Here is a 19,176-nt window from a genome sequence, read left to right on the forward strand (position 1 = left end):
CATCAAATTAGCCAAGGAGTTACCATGAGTCATACTGTCGCCTCAAACCCCGTCATACCCAGCCATTGGAAAATAAAGCGTTCGACCCACTTTTTTACTAAAGATAAAGTCCCAAAAGCCTTGTTGACTCATCACAATACAGCAGAGGGCGTATACGGCCAAATTTGTGTCATGCAAGGCACGGTTACCTTTTATGGCTTTGCTGATGAAGCCGCCACTGAACCTGAAAAAACCATTGTTATTAAAGCAGGGCAGTTCGCTGTCAGTCCGCCTCAATATTGGCACTGCGTAGAATTAAGTGATGATGCCCAATTCAATATTAATTTTTGGACAGAAGCGGATACTGGTAATAAGTCGCTGTTCAATAGCTCAAAGATACACAGCAAGCCTATCGAAAAGTTGTTTGATCAGTCGGATGAATCATAAGGGCTATATATATGAATCAGCTATTAAAAATATCATATTCATAAGCAAAAAAATAAGGCCACGAATGGCCTTATTGTATTAAGAGCTTTGATAGTAAGGATAATCATTATAGCCAATTTCGGTGCCACCATACATCGTGGTAGGATCTACCTCGTTGAGTGGCCAATGATTGGCTATGCGCTCAGGTAAATCGGGATTAGCAATAAAGGGACGACCAAAAGCAAATAAATCGCCATAACCTTTAGCTAGCATATAAACCGATTTTTCCGTCGTGTATTTACCCGCATAGATAATACGTCCTGAAAACTCCGCTCTGACGGCTTGATAAAACGTCTCTGGTAAATCAGGAGCATTGTCCCAGTCAGCTTCTGCAATAGATAAATAAGCGATACCCGCTTGTTCAAGTACTTTAATCGCTTCCATATACGTATGATGTGGATCTGATTCCACTAGCCCTAAATACACGCGAGTCTCATCTGTGCTAGCAAACAGCGGTGCGAAACGTACGCCTAAACGATCAGCGCCAACCACTTCACTGACGGCAGCTACGATTTCTTTTAAGAAACGCAAGCGATTGGTCAATGAACCGCCATACTGATCATCACGTGTGTTGCTATGCTCAGAGATGAACTGATTCACCAAATAGCCATTGGCACAGTGCAGCTCGACGCCATCAAAACCTGCCTCCAATGCATTGCGCGCGGCTGCCGCATACATAGCGACCAGTTCACTAACTTCATCAGTACTGAGTGCGCGTGGCTCACTAGGATCGGCTAACGCGCCTGCACCTGGTGCTGTTTCGATAAATACTTTTACATTGTCAGCAGTGATAGCTGATGGTGCAATTGGCTGAGCGCCTTGTGGTTGTAAGCTGGTATGAGACACGCGACCCACATGCCAAAGCTGAGCGAAAATGATACCACCTGCTGCGTGTACCGCTTGAGTGACCTTTTTCCAGCCTTCGATTTGGGCATGCGAATGTATGCCTGGCGTCCACGCATAACCTTGACCCCTTGGCTCAATTTGCGTGCCTTCAGTGACCATAAAACCAGCAGAGGCGCGCTGTGTATAGTAGCTTGCCATTAATTCATTAGGAATATTGTCCGGTTGCGTGCTGCGAGAGCGTGTCAACGGTGGCATGACAATACGGTTTTTTAACGTATATGGTCCAAGTGTGACAGATGCAAATAATGGGCTGGTATCGATATTAGATGGTTCCATAAAACTCTCTTTTAAAACAAATGGACGGGGTTATTGTTTAAACCATTGAGCTTGTTTTGATGCTTTATTACTGCGTAAGTAAGGTTGGTAAGCATAGAGTTTTATAGATACAATTGGAAACAGGGTTTTGTTGTTTAAGATACAATTATTAATGGTATATGTTATGAATGGAATTAACCGACTCGATATCAAGCAGCTGAGAGTGCTACATGCGTTGCTTGATCTAAAAAATCTCTCACAAGTCGCGCGCAAAATGGGGCTGACACAACAGGCAATCAGCGAACAATTACGTAAGCTGCGTGATTTGTTTGATGATCGTTTGTTTATTCGTCAAGGCAATAGCATGGTGGCAACCCCCAAAGCGCTATCGATGCAGCAACCCATTAGTCGCATATTAGAGCAGTTAGAAGCACTGTTAGAGCCGGATGTGTTTTCGCCGCAGACTTATAAAGGCGTATTTACGATTAGCGCGACCGACTATGCGACGCAGGCATTATTACCGCAGTTGTTTCATATAACGCGCCGCGACGCGCCTGATTTGAAATTAATCGTGCGTGATTTTGCCTCAGACAATGTCAATCAGCTTATTGCGGCAGGCGAGCTTGATCTGCTGATTACTTTCCCAGAATTTATTCCTGATAACTTGGTTTATGTGACGCTACTTGAAGAACAACATTTCTGCATTACTGGTTGCAATAACGATTTTACAACAGAGCCGCTGTCACTGGCACAAATTGCCGCACACTCGCAGCTGGTGGTGTCACCTTCACGCGCTAACTTGCGTGGTTCTCATGATCAGTGGTTTGCAGAAAAAGGTCTTAAACGAAACATCGTTATGTCCGTTCCTAGCTTTTCTGCGGTGCCAGATATCCTTTATACAACCGATATGATTGCATTTTATCCTTCGCGTTTATTACCAAACAGTCGGGTTAAAGAGCTTAAAGTGGAAGCCCTGCCACCCACATTTAAGGTGATAGCAGCATGGCACCCACGTACCAGTCACAGTGGTATACACCGTTGGCTGATTGAACAGTTACAGCAGTTATCCAAGTCTGACTAAGGCATGACCTCATTTCTATCTGCATTTTTAAAATGAGGACATGCCCTAGAGCGTTATTGTTTTTATTCTTCGTCATTAGTTTTACTAAAGCCATTTTCATCAAAGCTGCTTTTATCAAAACTAACATTACTGATGCCAGAACTACTTATGCCAAAGTCCTTTGATTGCTTCCCATTGCTGAGTAAATATTGAGTCATTGCCGTTGGTGGATTGATTGGCTTTTGGCAATATGTGCTCGTAGTAAGTACCCTTAAGGAGCTTAGTCAATAGACCTTCGCCGATGAAACCCTTACCATCGTTGAGTGTATTGGCGGCTTTTAGTAATTGACGGATATCGTATTGTAATGGGTTAATATCGGGGACTTGTTTTTGCACATTTAGTAGCTCATAAACTGCGACACGAGCAGTACGAACAGAGCTCTCCATGGTAAATACCACATCATTATGTGTCTCGACGAACTGACCGACTAGACCCATATTGACACAACCATTAGGTACTATCTCAGGACGATCGCCTTTAGCACGAGGCATAAACATCGAGGTAATGTAGGGCATATAAGCCGTTCTGACGATGGTATTGGCCATGATATTCTCTATATCATCGAGGATGCCAAGGTGATGACAGAGTTCGCTCAAGATCTCTTTGCCTGTACATTCTGGGATGGGTTTTTTGACATAATTGCCTTCTTTATCCATAAACAAGGCATATAGCCATACGACTAACGTGTCTTTCGGCTGATCAGGGAAATGGGGTTGACGGTTACAAGTAAAGCTCATCAACCAGTTTGAATCCGTAATGGTAATGATGCCACCGGTCACTGTTTTACCCGTATAAGGATCGTTGACAGACAGAGTTTTGAGTTTATCAATAAAGGCAGACGGCTGGCAGGTCAACGTCGCCGACATCCAAGCAGATTTATCCACATGCTGATTAAATTTTTCTGGGTGACCAAAGACGGCAGATTGCTTAGCCAGATTATTCCATACTTTCCAACCAGACGATTGCCCCATGCTGTCTTTTGTGAAATCTAGCGTCGGCGCAGTATTATCATCACCATAGCGGGTATCTTCGGTCATGGAGCCAGTCGTCACGATAACGAAATCATTGCTACCCATAGGAATGGTGGTTTGCTCACTCGCTTTCTCCGTGATGATGGCTTTGACCTTTTTGGTGCCTGTTACTTTATCAGCATGCTCAAACTCAAGGTCTAAATCGGTAACGAGCGTGTCATACTGAAACTGCACACCTTTATCTTTTAAATAATTTTGTAGTGGCTTAACAAAGCTATCAAATTGATTGTATCTTGGGAATACCAGCGCAGACATGTCGTTTAGACCGTCCAATGCGTGTAAAAAGCGATGCGTATAAAGCTTAAACTCAAGTAAGCTGTGCCAGTTTTCAAAAGCAAACATGGTTCGCCAAAATGTCCAGAAGTTGCTGCTCAAAAAGCTGTCATCAAAATAATCTTCAATAGTGATATCGTCTAGCTCTTCCTTAGGTTTTAATAGCAAACGAATTAAAGCGAGTTGATTGGTTTTACTCAATCCCAGTTGACTGAAGTCTTTTATCTCACCTTGCTTATGGATCAGGCGTGCAATAGAGTAATTGGGATCGGTGTCATTTGCTATGCGATACTCATCCAAGGTGCTATAAGGCGCAGGCATTTCAAGAGCGGGGATATCTTGGAATAAATCCCAAAAGTTTTCGTAAGTGAAATCCATTTCACGACCGCCGCGCACCATATAACCCGTCTCAGGATTGCCGCTACCATCTAAAGAGCCACCAGCCACGTCAAGATGCTCTAAAATGGTAATGTTTTCAGCGGGTACTTTGCCATCTCGGATGCAGTAATAAGCACTGGCCAAACCTGCAATACCGCCCCCAACGATGTAAACCTTACTGTCCTGATAAGCATCATTGGGCGTCCCAATATTGCGCTGATAATTACCAATTTGATCAGGGAAGGGTAAGCGTTTGCCTGGTATGTTTGCTACACGGGTTTTACTGGCATCAGGCTGATGGATAAATGTGTCGTGGTCTACCGGATTATTGGTTTGAGTCTTTATAATTTTCATAGGTTCATCCTTATTGAGTAAGACTGATATAAAAGGTTATTTGACTAAAATGAAGGGGTTATAGACAGACTATAGGGTATTTTTATTAAACAATAATGACATCGGTTGAAAGTAATATAAGTACTTATTTGCCAAATTATGCGTTATCCATTGGCTAATGGCTGGCTATTTATGATGGTTGCTAACCACAATAAATTCTATGCAATTACGTAGGCGCTGTTTCATACGCTCCAGCAACGGCGCAACCCTGATAGCTTTTATTATCATAAGTTAACGTCACCGTAAATTCATTTTGATAGCCATTATCATCGGTACAAATCTGGCTATTTATATTCATAATAATAGGTTTGCCGCTAACGGTACTCACGTATTCCACACCTTCGGCATAGGTCGAACGAGAGACAACGATGGTCGTTGGTTTCAAAAAATCTGCTTCAATGCTGAGTTGGTTGCCATTAATTACTGTGCGCCAACTTTTTTCTGTATTACCAAAAGCGGTGAACGCTGATAACGGTTCTTCGGGGCTGGACGGCTCCATGCTTAGCTGTTCGTCAGCGTTCTCTTTTGTCGTATTGGTAATGATAGCTGTTGATTCTTTTGCCGTGGTTGGTTGATGACTACTACAAGCCATTAGTGAAAGACTACTTGCTAAGCACAAAGTACTAAAAAACAAAGGACGCATCGCTTTTCCTTTAATATTTAAAAGAGAAAGACTTTGTGAGTGCCTTTCTTTAGGGTTAGTTGAATGGCTGTATGAGCGAGTTATATTAAGCTCTGAGTGTACAACAGACAGGCTTTGCAATCAGTGATAAGTGACGGTGATCTGCGATATTATATAAAATACAAACACACCCTCTATATTAGTATTATTAATATAACATATGTATAAAATTTCACAGTACAGAACAAGATAAACTTGGTAGACTCTATAATCATAGATATATTGATGACATAAATAGAAAAATTAGCGATTGACTTGAATATGAAGAAGCCACTTAAACAATAAGTGGCTTTTTTGTGCCTTGCAATGGCGGATAGTACAGCTATGCGCTTAATAAGGTGCATGATGTTATTGATGATAAAAAGAGAGCAGCGCTAAATGAGTACAAGGTTGTATTTACCAACGGCAAGCTAACTGTTGTTAATTAAAAGGTGCTGGTCGACAGATAAGAAAACAAAACTTTTGTCATCATATTGTCATGATGGCATCGTATCCTTGAGCCCACTATAAATGGTGGTTGCGTATCACTGGTGTCTTTATTCATTAAGTGATGCATTGATGATGGTAGACGCATCAATATAAGGTTTATCTATGAGTGTTGCTGGTCGGCTTGGTAGTATTTCCACACGCATGCTGATTATTTTAGCATTGGCTTTTTTACTAATTATCCTGATGGTGTATTGGGTTATTGAGACTCAAGCTAAGCCGCGTATACTGGAGATGACTTCAGAGACAGTGGTTGAAACGGGTAACGAAGCCATTAATAGCATTATGGCGAACATCAGCCATGTCGACGGACTGGCAAAGGCAACCAGTGCGATGGCGGGCGGTTTGCCAAAAGAAGACAGCCTTTATAGAGAAACCTTTGGCAATCTCATGCAACAGACCGATCAACGGATTGTGGGCGGCGGCGTGTGGTTTGATCCAAATATGTACGCTCAAAACCGAGAGCGCCAGTCCTTTGTATGGGCGCGGGATGACGCAGGCAACATGCAACCGTTAGAGCAGTATAATCAAGTGCGCCAAACGCCGAGTCCTTATTATAGAGAGTGGTGGTACATTCCTGCGATGTACGCACGTCATGACCACTGTGTCTGGAGCCGTGCGTATGTTGATCCGCAAAGCAATCAGCCGATGATGACGTGTGCCAAGGCATTGTATGACAGTCGCAATCAGGCTTTTGATGGAGTGGTGAGTTTTAATCTGCTATTAGATAACCTCGATGAGGCTATGAAAAAGTGGCAAGATAAGCTGGGTGGTTATGTCTTTTTGGTAGACTTGGACAATCGATTTTTGACCTTTCCTGATCAATCTATGGTCACGCAAGTGACTGAGGATAATCCCCAAGGCGAGATGGTAACTGCGCATCAATTGGCCGAGAAAAACCCTACCTTTGCACCTATTGCGGACAGCCTAGATAATATTAACCAAACACTCATCGATGAGGCCGTTGCCAAAGATGAAGGTCGTTATACGCTCGCGGCGCGTAGTATTTTGAGTACGACCAATCTGAATAAAATCAGCGAACAAGAATCCAAGTTGCTGTCAGCATTGCTGCTATTGAATATTGACCAAACGTTTAATCTGGTAGACAGTCACTTGATTGAGACCATCGCTGTGCCCAATGACTTTGTGTTGCAGCAGCCCGCCACCGCCTTTGTGTTTCGCATGCCATTTACCTATTGGAAGATGGTCATCGTCAAGCCCAATAATGACATGATGAGCGTGGCAAATGCGTTGTCGAACCAGCTGATTCAAACCATGCTACTGGGTTTTATTCCTATCCTGTTGTTGACCGCGTGGGTGTTCCGTCGCTACTTTACGCGACCGCTAAAATATATGGCACTAGCAGTGGCTGATATGGGTGCATTAATTGAGCAAAAAAAATATCAACAATTAAGCGCCCTTAAACTGCCACACTCAAATGTCAGCGAGATTCAAATCATCAGCGAGCAGACCAACCAATTAATTGACCGCGTCGTCGAAAATGAAGGCGCGCTTGCCGAAATCAATGTCCATCTAGAAAAACAAGTCGCTGCCCGCACGCAAGACTTGCAGCAAGCTATGGATGAGTTAAAAGCCTCACAAGTGCATCTGGTGCGCTCCGAAAAAATGGCGACACTGGGCCAAATGGTGGCGGGCGTGGCGCATGAGGTCAACACACCGCTGGGCTACGTGCGAAGTAATATGGAGCTGGTCGGTGATAATCTCGTGCGTTTTGATGAACTGTTACAGCATACCGATCAATTATTGCAGGCGTTAAAAGCGCCAACTATCAATCAAGAGCAAGTCAAGCAGCTGATAGAGCAAACCTTACAATGTTGCGAGGAAATCAAAGAAGATGAAGTCAGTGAAGATTTGGCAGATTTAATCAAAGATGGACTTTATGGCGTCGACCAAATTGCTGAACTGGTCGTCAGCTTGCGCGACTTTTCTCGACTAGACGAATCCAAAATAAAAGATGTCGATATCAATGATTGCATCAATACCTCATTGATTATGGCTCGCAATAATTTAAAAACCTTAGACGTTAATACCAATCTAGCGGAGCTGCCGCTGATTCAATGTAATCCTTCACAAATTAACCAAGTATTACTAAACCTATTTAATAATGCCGCCCAAGCCATGCCGCCAGATCATAAAGGGACATTGCAAGTGAGCTCGTCTGTCGATGAGGCGCAGCAATATATCGTAGTACGCATTATAGACAATGGTGTCGGTATCGCAGAGCATGTTTTAACGCATATCTTTGAGCCGTTTTTTACCACCAAAAAAGCAGGCGATGGCATAGGGTTAGGATTGGCCATTACGGCACAAATCATCGAACAACATGGTGGACGCATTGAGGTTAGCTCAGTCATTAGTGCGGGCACGACGTTTACCCTCATGCTACCGATACAGTCTATCGTTCATGAAAAGAAACCTTCGCAAGCCTTATTTGAAAGTTGAGAGACTTCCAACCATTTATTTAAAGAGAGCGTCATGCAAAAACCAAAAATCGCTTTTATCGATGATGAGCCGCGTATCTTGCGCAGCTTAAAAATGCATTTTCGCCAGTCACATGACGTATTTATTACTACCGATGCCACTGAGCTAATGGAATATGTCAGCACGAATGAAGTACAAGTGGTCATCAGCGACCAGCGCATGCCAGATAAGCAAGGTACGGAAGTATTGAGTGACATCAAAGCAGCTTCACCAAATACTATTCGTATCTTGTTAACTGGTTATGCGGATCTGAATGCTGTGATGGATTCTGTGAATGAGGGCGAAATTTATCGCTATATCACTAAGCCATGGCAAAATGACGAACTCAAAAAAATCGTTAATAAAGCCACAGAAATTGCTCAGCAAACGCAAGAAATCACACAAAATACTATGGAAAATGATGCAACTCAAAACCGTGTTAATAGTGGCACGGTTAGCAATCGCAATATATTGGTACTAGACGATGATGAGAGTGTCTATCAACAAATAAAAAGTCATTTTCAGAGCGCTTATACTGTGAGCTGGGCGAGTAACCTTGAACAGGCCGCAAAGTTATTACAAAAAAAACGCTTTGGTGTCACGATTACAGATTCGACGCTCAATAAAGAAAATATTACGCCCATCGTTTATGCCTTAAAAAATATCCAGCCAGATCTGATGGTTCTTATGTTGACTGAGTTCAAAGATGCCCATATGGTCATTGATTTAATTAATAAGGGTCAGGTATATCGCTGTCTACCACGTCCGACTAACTTCTCTATCATGAGTATCAGTCTTGATCGGGCTTTTGATCATCACGAAAGATTGGTGCAGCAGCCGATACTGGCAGCTCGTCATCATGTTGAAGAAGTGCCGGAGTCAGAGGCTTTTAACTTTTCTGAAAGGCTAAAAGGTTTCTTTGCTAAATTCAGAGGTTGGCGCATTAGTAGATAAAAAAATAGGGCACGCTAAGAATGCCCTATCCATAGTTTAAAATATCATTGCCTCCTATGTACATGAGAGACGTTTTTATTGCTCGTGATTCATTTGCTCGTGATTCATTTGCTCGTGATTCATTTGCTCGTGATTCATTTGCTCGTGATTCATTTGCTCGTGATTCATTTGCTCGTGATTCATTTGCTCGTGATTCATTTGCTCGTGATTCATTTGCTCATGATTCATTTGCTCATGATTCATTTGCTCATGATTCATTTGCTCATGGTTCATTTGCTCATGGTTCATTTGCCCGTGTCCACCATGCATATTGGCCATGACCATCGGCACCGCTATGACGGCTAAGCCAGATAGCATCATGATTGCGCCATTCACTTGCCTTAGGCGCAAACGCCCGATTTGATTGCGCATCCAGTTGACCGTTTCGTGCGTGGCGACGAGCATGGGTACGGTTCCTAGACCAAAGACAAACATTAATACGGCACCCGTGAGCGGGTCATGACCGACGACCGCAATAAGTAATGCGCCATAAACGAGACCACAGGGTAAAAATCCCCATAATAAACCTGCCGTCAATGCTCGAGGAAAGGTGTTTAAGGGGAATACTTTCTGCCGCAGAGGTGATAAAGCTTGCCAAAAATGCATACCAAGACGTTCAAGCCTGTTTAAAAAAGGCAACCCTAGCATGGTTAATCCTACAAATACCAAGACCAACCCTAGTAGAATGCGAGGTGTGCTATTGCCAACCATCAGAGGGGTTAATACCGTGGTGCCAATCACTCCAGCAATTAAGCCCAATAGGGCATAACTGAGTAAGCGCCCCAAATGGTAAGTCGCAATGAGGCCGCGTTTTTTTGCTGGACTGGTTTCTTTCATCGATAGCCCAAATGCGGTGACGATACCGCCACACATACCTAAGCAATGCGGCGAACCAAAAAATCCCATTAAAAATGCTGCAATTAATAGTGCCATAGTCATGAAGGTGCTTCCTAAAATATAAGATAAATAAAATCCGTTGAAGGTTTAATCGTTATGTTAGTCAGTTAATGACCTATCTTAATGACACCTAAAACTTATAGTTGACACCCACATACAATGATCGGCCTGCGCCAGGAACGGCAGTGCCCCAGTTAGAACCGTTGCCTATTTCGCCATTCATTGACATGGTTTTGCCTTGACCCATGTATGCGCCCCCTAGAGGTAGGTCATAGTTTTTATCGAATACGTTATCGATACCAGCCTCAATTGCTACCTCTTTAAACTGATAGCCTGTACTGAGGTTTAAGAGGCCATAACCCGCCGTTTTAATTTCGTTGCGAGGGGTTGAGATATCATTTTTAGCCGCGACGCCCACCACTTCGATTTGGTTTGTCCAACCGTTATTTTCCCGATTCAGGGCAACACTGCCATTGAATGGCATGATGTTATATAAGTCTGAGCCGCTGTCTTTATTTTTCCCTTTGGTATAGCTTAAGGAGCCTACCATATTCCAGTACCCCCAAGCATTTGCTGCCAGCTGCCGATTGGCTGAGATATCTATGCCATATATCTCAGCATCTTGGTTGGTATAGCGCAGCACATTATATTGATTCGCTGTTTGAGTGCTAGCTGCTGTGTTTGCCATGGGGTTCCACTGTACGGCATCGACATAGTCGTCAATTTTTGAATAGTAAGGAGTGGCTTTAACGCCCCAGCTATCATCAGCACCGCGCCAGTCTAAGGTGGCAGATAGGGTGTTAGATTTTTCTGGGCGTAGATTAGGATCACCAAAATAGCCATTACCGTCACCAAAGGTATTGTTCATGATAGCCGCCATTTTCCAAGTGGACCAGGTATAGCGTTCATATAAGCTTGGCGTGCGCTCTTTGTGCGACAGACCTAAGGCTAGATTTTTTTGTGAATCAATGTCGTAGCGTGCGAGTGCAGTAAAATCAAAGTTGTTATCGGTGGTTCGGCGGTCACTGGCATTAAAGTTAGCGCTATCTCGCAGCTGATTGGTCATATTGTTTTGACCATCGATTTGATAGCCATGTACTTCATCAGCACTGGTACGTACGTTTTCATAGCGAGCGCCAAGCTGGGTGCTCCAGTCAGGCGAGATGTCTTTTTCCCATTCGCCATAGATACCGATACGCTGACGCTGACCATTGTTGATATTTTGAAAGTCGTTTGGTGACATCATACCGTCGCCAGATGCCGCCCACGTGTCATCGAGAGTGTAGTCTTGATATTCAGCACCTATATTGAGCGTGCCTTGGTTGGTTAGATCAATAATACCTTTAAGATTGGCACCGATGGTTTCGCTACTGGTGTACATCGGCATACCTTTGGCATTACCGTACAAGAACTGTTTGTCTTCCCCAAAGTTCATATAGTGATCGACATCTTCATGATAGGCCTGTGCTTCTAACTGCCCCCAATTTAACTCGCTCTTGTAGCGCAAATTAATGCGGTCAAGCTGATTGTCGAGCATGTCCATCCGCTGATTTGGATATAACTCTTTTGGGACGTTTTGCCACAAATAAGTGCCTTGTAGCAGATGATTGCCGTTCTTATAAGCCACATCTACTGACTGGTTTTTGCTTTCATAGGCGGTTGAACCAACTTCGTCTTTCGCTAAGGTTTTACCAGCGTTCCCTGTCTCTGTATAAGATTTAAAATCACCACCAGCTTTATAATTATCCGCCTGCGCAAAGCTGCCTTTATAGGTGAGGCTAAGCTGCTCGTTTGCTGCTGTGGTAGATACATTGGCACCATAAGCGTCACCATTACTACGATAAAATGTGCCGATTTCACCTGATGTTAATATGTCGCTATCCGTTGAAAACATAGGCTCCGCTGTTTCGACGAGGATGGTACCTCCAATACTATTACCACCGACACTCACAGGCGTCACACCTGCATAGACAGTGGTCTTTTCTATAGCGCTGGGCGCAATATAAGACAAGGGTGAGTTCATACTGTTTGGACAGGAGGCGATTGAGTCAACGCCATCCACTAAGATACGCAGACGGTTGTCCGCCAAGCCTCTCATCACGGGCAAGTTTGAGATGCCACCGGCACTTTGGACATTTAGACCGGGTATTTTTGTCAGTATAGTGGCCGTATCACTGCTTGCCACTTGTTTGCTGCTAATAAACTTTTGATCAAGGGTGGCGGCTGTCCCAAGTGCATTGGTACTAGAGCGCTTATCCGCTGCTGTCGCATAAACGACGATTTCTGGCAATTGAATATGTGGCTCATCATCGGTAGTAGGCATGTGCGCCTTTACGGTTGTGGAATCCGCATAAGCGCTACTGATATGCAATAAAGACAAAGCTAAAACACTTAGTTTTAAAATAGGTACAGCGTTTATTGATGAAGATAACATCTTACTTTCCTAGAAATTCGCAAAAATATTTTATGAAATCGGTTATTCAGTTTTTACTAAGAGGCAATGTAAGCCAAGGTAAGCCAAGCCATTTATGGACTTAGACTAAGCACTTGCCGAATATTTTCCGATATAAATAGATAGCATTTTGAGCACAATATTATGAGCACAGTTTTGAGCGCAATGTTTTAGGCAAACGCATACAAGTGCCTCAATCAGAGCGTCAAATAAGCGCGTTGATTGAGAGCATGGTCACTAATGCTCTAGGGCGTGTCCTCAATTCAATTGATTACTTTCTAAATGGGCTAAAAATGGCTAAATTTTGCCAAACATCATCAAATAGCTTATTAATATCTCGATATTATTTGCGCTACTTTCCTTGTTTGACAGCAATTTATCTCATGTTTATCACCATTTTTAAAATGAGGACACGCCCTAAAAATATTGGACTATAAATGTGGATAATTATGTAGATAGTTATGTGGGTATGACTGGAGGAGCGCGTGCGAGGGGTCGTAAAAAATTACTAGGAGAGTAGGTATGTGAGCGATACAAAAACGTGACTGAGACAGTAGACAGCTCAATCAAAGCCGAGTCAGTATGTGTAAAAGCGACTGGCAATAGTGCCGTAGACATGGCAGTGCAAAGGTCACAGCCAGTGTATTTTACGGCATCAGGGTTAGATTCAGAGCTTTCAACCTTATCTTTGCTATACAAAGCTTCGTGCGAAGGTGCGGCGTCAACCGTTATAACTGGCTCAACGGTCGCAGGCGATGCTAAAGATAAGGATGCATTATGATGAAGTAAATGACGGGCGGCACTATCAATGGGTATGTTGTGATTCGTTTGCGCAATATCAGTCTGTATTTGCTCATACTGCTTAGCTGCCGATACAATCGGTGCAAGCTCTGCACAGATACCATGACCTAAGTGGGCATTATCATCCCATAGAGGTGTGAGCAACAGCGTGATGTGCATGATCCAAGCAAAACATGCGACCAACATGCCGAACCACATCGTTACCGGTGATGAATATCGTAAAACAAGCTTACGGCGCTTAGTAGACATGATAGGGTTCATCGTATTACCAGCATGCTGATGATGCATAGGTAACATTTATAAGTAAGGAGGTGTGCTAACTTGAAACGTCAGTTTAAAGCATTTTAGAAAGAATACTTAACAAAATAGACATTATCATTAACAATGCCATTCTAAGACAAGGGGTATGCTCTTTACAAGTCTTGTATAGAGATATATCGGGCATTCTAGAGAAATCGGTCACAGCGTCGTCATGTTTGCTCAGCCTGCTATTTGCCGTATTATCCTTTGCTGTACCTATTCATCTTGTACTGAGAAGACTATATGACTGAATTAGCTAGACGATAACCAAGCAAATGGGAAAGAGCTAATAAGACCCAGCGGAAAAGATAGGCTAATGTAATGCGGAGTGCGATTTTTTGTTTTACGTGACCAATATTGATGGTGCTAGCGACTTAAAAATAGTGAAATTTTTCAGTAAAAAAGAACACTTTAACAACTATTGCTCTCTATATTGTTTTTCTCGATAATATCGATTTTTCTCTCTAATTCTATAATCTGTAACTTACAGCTCTTATAGTGATCTTCTTGATTGCCCTCTATGTCCTTAAGGGTTCTTTGATAGATACGGTTATACAGTGAGGTTAGAGCTTTTTTAATTGCTTTGATTTCTTTCGAAGATAAATCCATTTGCTTATCAAAATCAGGTGCTTTTATTTTTGCACATAGCTCAAAAAGTGTGAGATTAAAATCTTGATAGTATTGTTGCACTGAGTTTTCTTTTGATTGATCGCTATATTGGATGTTTTTTTTCATCAGAATGAGCAAAGCACTATCAATCAAGTTTTTTTCATAATCTGTCAAACATAAGTAATGGTTCATTACATCGATTCTCAGTTATTTCAAAATTGCTATTCAGAAGACCATAAGTTTGGCTACTTTAAAAAAATCCCAACCCCAACGACTCTTGCAAAATACTTATCTAGCCTGCTTAGTTTGGTCTTCACTCTTTAAAAGACTTTATTGTGATGCGGCATATCATCAATGGCTTTGAATAATCAACGCATTTTATAGGGTGGAAATGAAAGTATCGTGACAACGTCTACGCTTTATAAAAAATATGCCAAAGCCAGTCACCCTAATCTATATATAAGATATCTTTTCATTCGCTATTACTTGCCCGTCTAGAAAAGCGCCAATATGACGCTTATAGCGTACCACTTAAGAAACCTTCCCTCATTAAGGCTACCTTTCTTTAATCTTCATAAATCTACTTAACGTTTGAATCATTTATCATTCTCGTTGTCGATAGAGCAGATTTTTATCACGATGCTTTTTATCACGTGAATGCTTTGCTTGATATTGAGTAAGGCAGTTTCAACCACAACTCATAACCAATATGACTTTATACGAGAAAAAATAATGAAAAAAATAATGATAAGTTCAATGCTAGCCATTACTGCTTGCTTCACAATGGTTAGCCAAGCAAGTGCTGCGCCGCAAATCGCTAAGCATCATGTTGCTCAAGTGAAGCATCAAAAGGTCAATGCAAAGTTTGATAATAAACATCAGCATGTGAAGAAAAAGGCAGTAGTGTCAAAGCATCAATCAAAAAAACCAGCGGCTCATCTCAAAGCAAAAAGCAAATATCAAGCTAAGCATACTCATGGACATCGTTCTTAATCGTTCAGCTGACTGATATAAAAATAGCGCCCATATTAGGCGCTATTTTTTTGTTTCGTTGTTATGTAATAAGTGCTATGTGACGAAAGCTATGTAACAAGGCTATATGGTAAAGGGCATGTCACCATGATAATCACTACTGACTGTTTAAAGTCACCGTCTTAGTACTACCATTACTACTAGGCTGACTCAGTGTCACTTTGCTTGCTAAGATATCGCCTTTGGCATTGATCTTGTAGCATTCTGATGAAGTGCCTGCAGGGTCAAAGCTGAGTAATAGATTGCCTGAGGTTTCTATGCAGAACCATGCGGTATTATTCGTATCACGCGATAAAGACCAGTCTTGGTTATAAGTCCCTATCTTGTTACGCATACTGCTATCGGCATAGACATTTTCCGTCAGTAGCTTACTAGAAGCGCCCACTGTCGCCACTTTAGGAATGGTGGTCGTCTGGTTAGATAGTGAGTATTTACCTGTACCGTCTGTAAAACCATGGAATATCAGTGGATTTAGGGTGAAGTAATTGATAGCGACGGATTGATTGGTGATTTGATTATTCATCTTATTGATGGTGTTTATTTCGGTACCTTGTACAGACTTATTATTAAATACCATACTGCCTTTAGGCGTCACTTGAATCTCTGCTGACACGCTTTGACTGCCGACAACTGCAACTAATTTATCACTGCGTTGTTTGGTATAGATGTTGAGCATGGCAGTTTCAACAGGGTATTGAGTGACGATACCATTGTCATTATTGTTTTGACCCGTGCTCCCTGTCATTCCACCAGCACAAGCGCTTAAACCCAGTCCTGCTGCAATACATAAACTTAGTGTCTTCATTATTTTGTCCTCAACTTTTAAATGTATGATTTGATATCTACTATAATCGAATTTTTAAACAATGACATCTGCTAACTGTCTTAGACTCTGCTATTTTTAGTCCGCCCATACCAACGGTACTTCGTGAAGACACATCCTAGTTATGAGTTGGCTTTATAATAAAAAATATTTGGTTGAGAAAATCTGCAGACCACAAAAAAGCCAGACAATTTAAGTTGTCTGGCTTTTTGTGCAGTATTTCTTATCAGCTGTCTTAATTAGTTAACCATTAACCATCAATCTATAGTCGCGATACTGCTACCGCTTAGAACTTCGACCTTTTGCAGGGCGCTTACCATTTGTAGCAGGTTTGCCATTGCCCACAGCCTTCTTGCCATTACCAAAAGGACGTCTATCTTTACCTTTAGAACCCGCTGGTTTTCTAGCGTCATCCTTGGCGTGTTTCTTGTTGCCCTTTGCTGCCCCCGCTGATTTCGAAGACGTTTTTGTTTTTGATGAATCATCAGTACGAGCATTTTTTCGTGGCGCATTACGAGATTTCTTGCCCGGATTACTGGCATCTGAAGAAGAACCTTCTATGGACTTAAGTAAAACAGACAACTCTTTTTCGGTTAAATCTCGCCAATCTCCAACGGGAGTACCTTTAAGACTGACATTCATGATCCGCGTACGCTCAAGCTTCACCACTTCATAGCCAAAATGCTCACACATACGACGAATTTGACGGTTTAAACCCTGCACTAGCGTGATGTTAAACACGGTGGGTGCCACCTTAGTAACTGGACATTTCTTGGTCACCTTCCCAAGCATTGGCACGCCACCAGCTAAACCCTCAATAAAACTATCTGTTATCGGCTTGTTCACCGTCACCAAATATTCTTTTTCGTGGTTGTTACCAGCACGAAGTACCTTATTAACCAGATCACCATTACTGGTCAAAAAGATTAAACCCTGAGAGTCTTTATCCAACCGTCCAATCGGAAAAATACGTGTACTATGTCGAACGAAATCAACGATATTATCTTTTTCTGAAGCTTCCGTAGTGCTCACAATACCCACGGGTTTATTCAAGACAATAAACACAAAATCATCCGCCTCTCGCGGCTCAATGAGTTGCCCGTTGACTTTTACCGTATCTCCAGCAACCACTTGATCACCTACTTGAGCACGCTTACCATTGATGTATACATTACCTTGTTCAACAAAGCGGTCAGCGTCTCGCCTGGAGCAAATACCGCTTTCGCTGATGTATTTATTTAAACGAGTTGAGGAAGCGTTAAACATAAAGCACCGTTTTACCTGATAAGCAGCATTTTTTTACTAAGAAAAAAGCCTAAATTAAAGGGGTTATCAACAAAGAGATGGCTCACATTATATAGGAAATTCAATATCCATTTCGGGAGAGAAGGGCAAAACCTTAGAAATATATCCAGTATCGTATTTGTACCTATTAGAATCAATGTTCTCCCAATTTTGTTTCTACGGATTTGACGGTAGAGGTAATACTTTATTCACTGATTTTTATCGCAGGCTGAGTACTAAGAAATGGGCAATGATGCCCAAGTGTTCTATAGACCCAGTACTACGAAGTATCAATGATTTGATAGAGAAGGGGATGTTGGAAAAATATGATGCTTCTGAGCGTAGTACAAATTACGAGGTTGCCTTGTGAACAAAATTGCTAGGGGTTTGAATTTTACTGTCCAGTTGGTTAGTTAGACTCTCTCAAGCTAGTTTCTACAGGATTGACAGCATAGGTCAAGGATAACCAAGCTGAGTACATTTCAAAAAATGTATCATGTGCATGTGCTAAATTGGTAAGGATAAGCGATGTAAACTCACCGCGATTATCTATGTAAATTTGCTGTGAATAGTCACAGCATCGAATGAAAGGCTTATTAAAACAGCACATTCAGGTTTCTTATTATCATTATTACGCCACTAATAACCATTAGCATGAGTAGCATTATTCTAAACTGACTAATACTCATACCGGCCAAAAAGCGTTTGCCGATGATATTGCCAATAACGGCACCTAATCCTAAAACAATGCCATATACCCAAAGCTTGACGGTGAATATACCAAAAAAAGAATAGCTGCCGATTTGTACCATACCTACAAAAAAAGAATTAGCCGTTTTGGTAGCAATAAGGTTTTCTTTTTCTAGTCCAGCATTCATATAAAAAGGGTTAAGGATAGGGCCGAGACCGCCCACTAATGTGCTCATGAAAGCAATCATAAAGCCCAAAGGTATAAAACCTGCTTTTGGCATATCAAAAGTTTTATTTACCTTACCAAACTTATATTGGAATATGGTAGACACCAAAAACACGCCAACCAATAACTGAATCCAGCCAGCATCTAAACGACTAAAAACAAATGCTGCTAGCCACACACCTACAATGGCACTTGGTACGTAATATTTGGTCAACGACCAATCAATATCATTCCAGAATAGATATAGTCGAGATGTATTGCTAATCAAAGTAGCCAAATTGATCACAGGTGGTGCAACCGCTGTCCCTATCATCCAAGAAGTGGCTGGTATCAGTAACATGGCACCGCCACCACCCGATATAGTAGAGATGATAAAAGCGGCCATGCCAGCGAAAAACAAGCCTACTAAATGCCAACTTGGGATGGATTGTAGTAAATCTAAAACAAGGAGCACTATAAAATCCTATTTCATGAGTGACATCAAGTGGTAGTAGTCAACTAAATCTGGCTAACTGATAAGAGGTTTTATTAGAGTAGCATTTTTATTCCTCTAGCAATTTCAACGCGTTCATTGAAAGTATCGGGTGTAACTATTTCC

Annotated in this window: 15 protein-coding genes; 5 read left to right on the forward strand and 10 right to left on the reverse strand. The window is 42.0% G+C overall.

Annotated features, from left to right (window positions below; all coding sequences use genetic code 11):
- Positions 1 to 24: 24 nt before the first annotated feature.
- Entirely contained in the window at positions 25 to 426 is a 402-nt protein-coding gene (locus JMW94_RS01740) for a DUF1971 domain-containing protein (RefSeq protein WP_201600208.1), read from the forward strand.
- A 78-nt stretch (positions 427 to 504) separates the two neighbouring features.
- Here JMW94_RS01740 and JMW94_RS01745 read toward each other — a convergent pair whose 3' ends face one another.
- Complete coding sequence (locus tag JMW94_RS01745; protein WP_265088298.1) at positions 505 to 1,632, reverse strand: alkene reductase; 1,128 nt, start codon at positions 1,630 to 1,632, stop codon at positions 505 to 507.
- Positions 1,633 to 1,810: 178 nt separating this feature from the next.
- On the opposite strand from JMW94_RS01745, the gene JMW94_RS01750 reads away from it, so the two are divergent.
- Complete coding sequence (locus tag JMW94_RS01750) at positions 1,811 to 2,707, forward strand: LysR family transcriptional regulator (RefSeq protein ID WP_201600212.1); 897 nt, start codon at positions 1,811 to 1,813, stop codon at positions 2,705 to 2,707.
- Between the two features lie 141 nt (positions 2,708 to 2,848).
- On the opposite strand, the gene JMW94_RS01755 is transcribed toward JMW94_RS01750, so the two are convergent.
- Entirely contained in the window at positions 2,849 to 4,783 is a 1,935-nt protein-coding gene (locus tag JMW94_RS01755) for an oleate hydratase (RefSeq protein ID WP_201600213.1), read from the reverse strand.
- Between the two features lie 205 nt (positions 4,784 to 4,988).
- The gene (locus JMW94_RS01760) at positions 4,989 to 5,465 is read right to left on the reverse strand and encodes a hypothetical protein (RefSeq protein WP_201600214.1); all 477 of its coding nucleotides are present in this window, start codon (positions 5,463 to 5,465) and stop codon (positions 4,989 to 4,991) included.
- 630 nt (positions 5,466 to 6,095) lie between these two features.
- Here JMW94_RS01760 and JMW94_RS01765 point away from each other — a divergent pair.
- Together JMW94_RS01765 and JMW94_RS01770 are read left to right on the forward strand one after the other, a co-directional pair.
- Entirely contained in the window at positions 6,096 to 8,453 is a 2,358-nt protein-coding gene (locus tag JMW94_RS01765; protein WP_201600215.1) for an ATP-binding protein, read from the forward strand.
- 33 nt (positions 8,454 to 8,486) lie between these two features.
- Positions 8,487 to 9,425, forward strand: coding sequence for a response regulator (locus JMW94_RS01770; RefSeq protein ID WP_201600216.1), 939 nt, complete (start codon positions 8,487 to 8,489; stop codon positions 9,423 to 9,425).
- A gap of 75 nt (positions 9,426 to 9,500) precedes the next feature.
- On the opposite strand, the gene JMW94_RS01775 is transcribed toward JMW94_RS01770, so the two are convergent.
- The 4 genes from JMW94_RS01775 to JMW94_RS01790 form a co-directional block, all read right to left on the reverse strand.
- The gene (locus tag JMW94_RS01775) at positions 9,501 to 10,403 is read right to left on the reverse strand and encodes a sulfite exporter TauE/SafE family protein (RefSeq protein ID WP_201600218.1); all 903 of its coding nucleotides are present in this window, start codon (positions 10,401 to 10,403) and stop codon (positions 9,501 to 9,503) included.
- A gap of 88 nt (positions 10,404 to 10,491) precedes the next feature.
- On the reverse strand, positions 10,492 to 12,795 hold the full coding sequence (locus JMW94_RS01780) for a TonB-dependent receptor (RefSeq protein WP_201600220.1): 2,304 nt from the start codon (positions 12,793 to 12,795) through the stop codon (positions 10,492 to 10,494).
- A gap of 477 nt (positions 12,796 to 13,272) precedes the next feature.
- On the reverse strand, positions 13,273 to 13,902 hold the full coding sequence (locus JMW94_RS01785) for a hypothetical protein (RefSeq protein WP_201600222.1): 630 nt from the start codon (positions 13,900 to 13,902) through the stop codon (positions 13,273 to 13,275).
- Between the two features lie 423 nt (positions 13,903 to 14,325).
- A complete protein-coding gene (locus JMW94_RS01790) occupies positions 14,326 to 14,715 on the reverse strand; it encodes a hypothetical protein (RefSeq protein WP_201600224.1) in 390 nt (129 codons plus the stop codon).
- Between the two features lie 552 nt (positions 14,716 to 15,267).
- On the opposite strand from JMW94_RS01790, the gene JMW94_RS01795 reads away from it, so the two are divergent.
- A complete protein-coding gene (locus JMW94_RS01795) occupies positions 15,268 to 15,516 on the forward strand; it encodes a hypothetical protein (RefSeq protein WP_201600226.1) in 249 nt (82 codons plus the stop codon).
- 136 nt (positions 15,517 to 15,652) lie between these two features.
- Here JMW94_RS01795 and JMW94_RS01800 read toward each other — a convergent pair whose 3' ends face one another.
- The 3 genes from JMW94_RS01800 to JMW94_RS01810 all read right to left on the reverse strand — a co-directional run bounded on the left by JMW94_RS01800 (position 15,653) and on the right by JMW94_RS01810 (position 19,032).
- Entirely contained in the window at positions 15,653 to 16,360 is a 708-nt protein-coding gene (locus JMW94_RS01800; protein ID WP_201600228.1) for a hypothetical protein, read from the reverse strand.
- 297 nt (positions 16,361 to 16,657) lie between these two features.
- On the reverse strand, positions 16,658 to 17,644 hold the full coding sequence (gene rluF, locus JMW94_RS01805; protein ID WP_201600242.1) for a 23S rRNA pseudouridine(2604) synthase RluF: 987 nt from the start codon (positions 17,642 to 17,644) through the stop codon (positions 16,658 to 16,660).
- Positions 17,645 to 18,258: 614 nt separating this feature from the next.
- A complete protein-coding gene (locus JMW94_RS01810; RefSeq protein WP_227685371.1) occupies positions 18,259 to 19,032 on the reverse strand; it encodes a sulfite exporter TauE/SafE family protein in 774 nt (257 codons plus the stop codon).
- Between the last annotated feature and the right edge of the window lie 144 nt (positions 19,033 to 19,176).

The sequence above is a fragment of the Psychrobacter immobilis genome, from assembly GCF_904846185.1.
Taxonomy (GTDB): Bacteria; Pseudomonadota; Gammaproteobacteria; order Pseudomonadales; family Moraxellaceae; genus Psychrobacter; species Psychrobacter immobilis_B.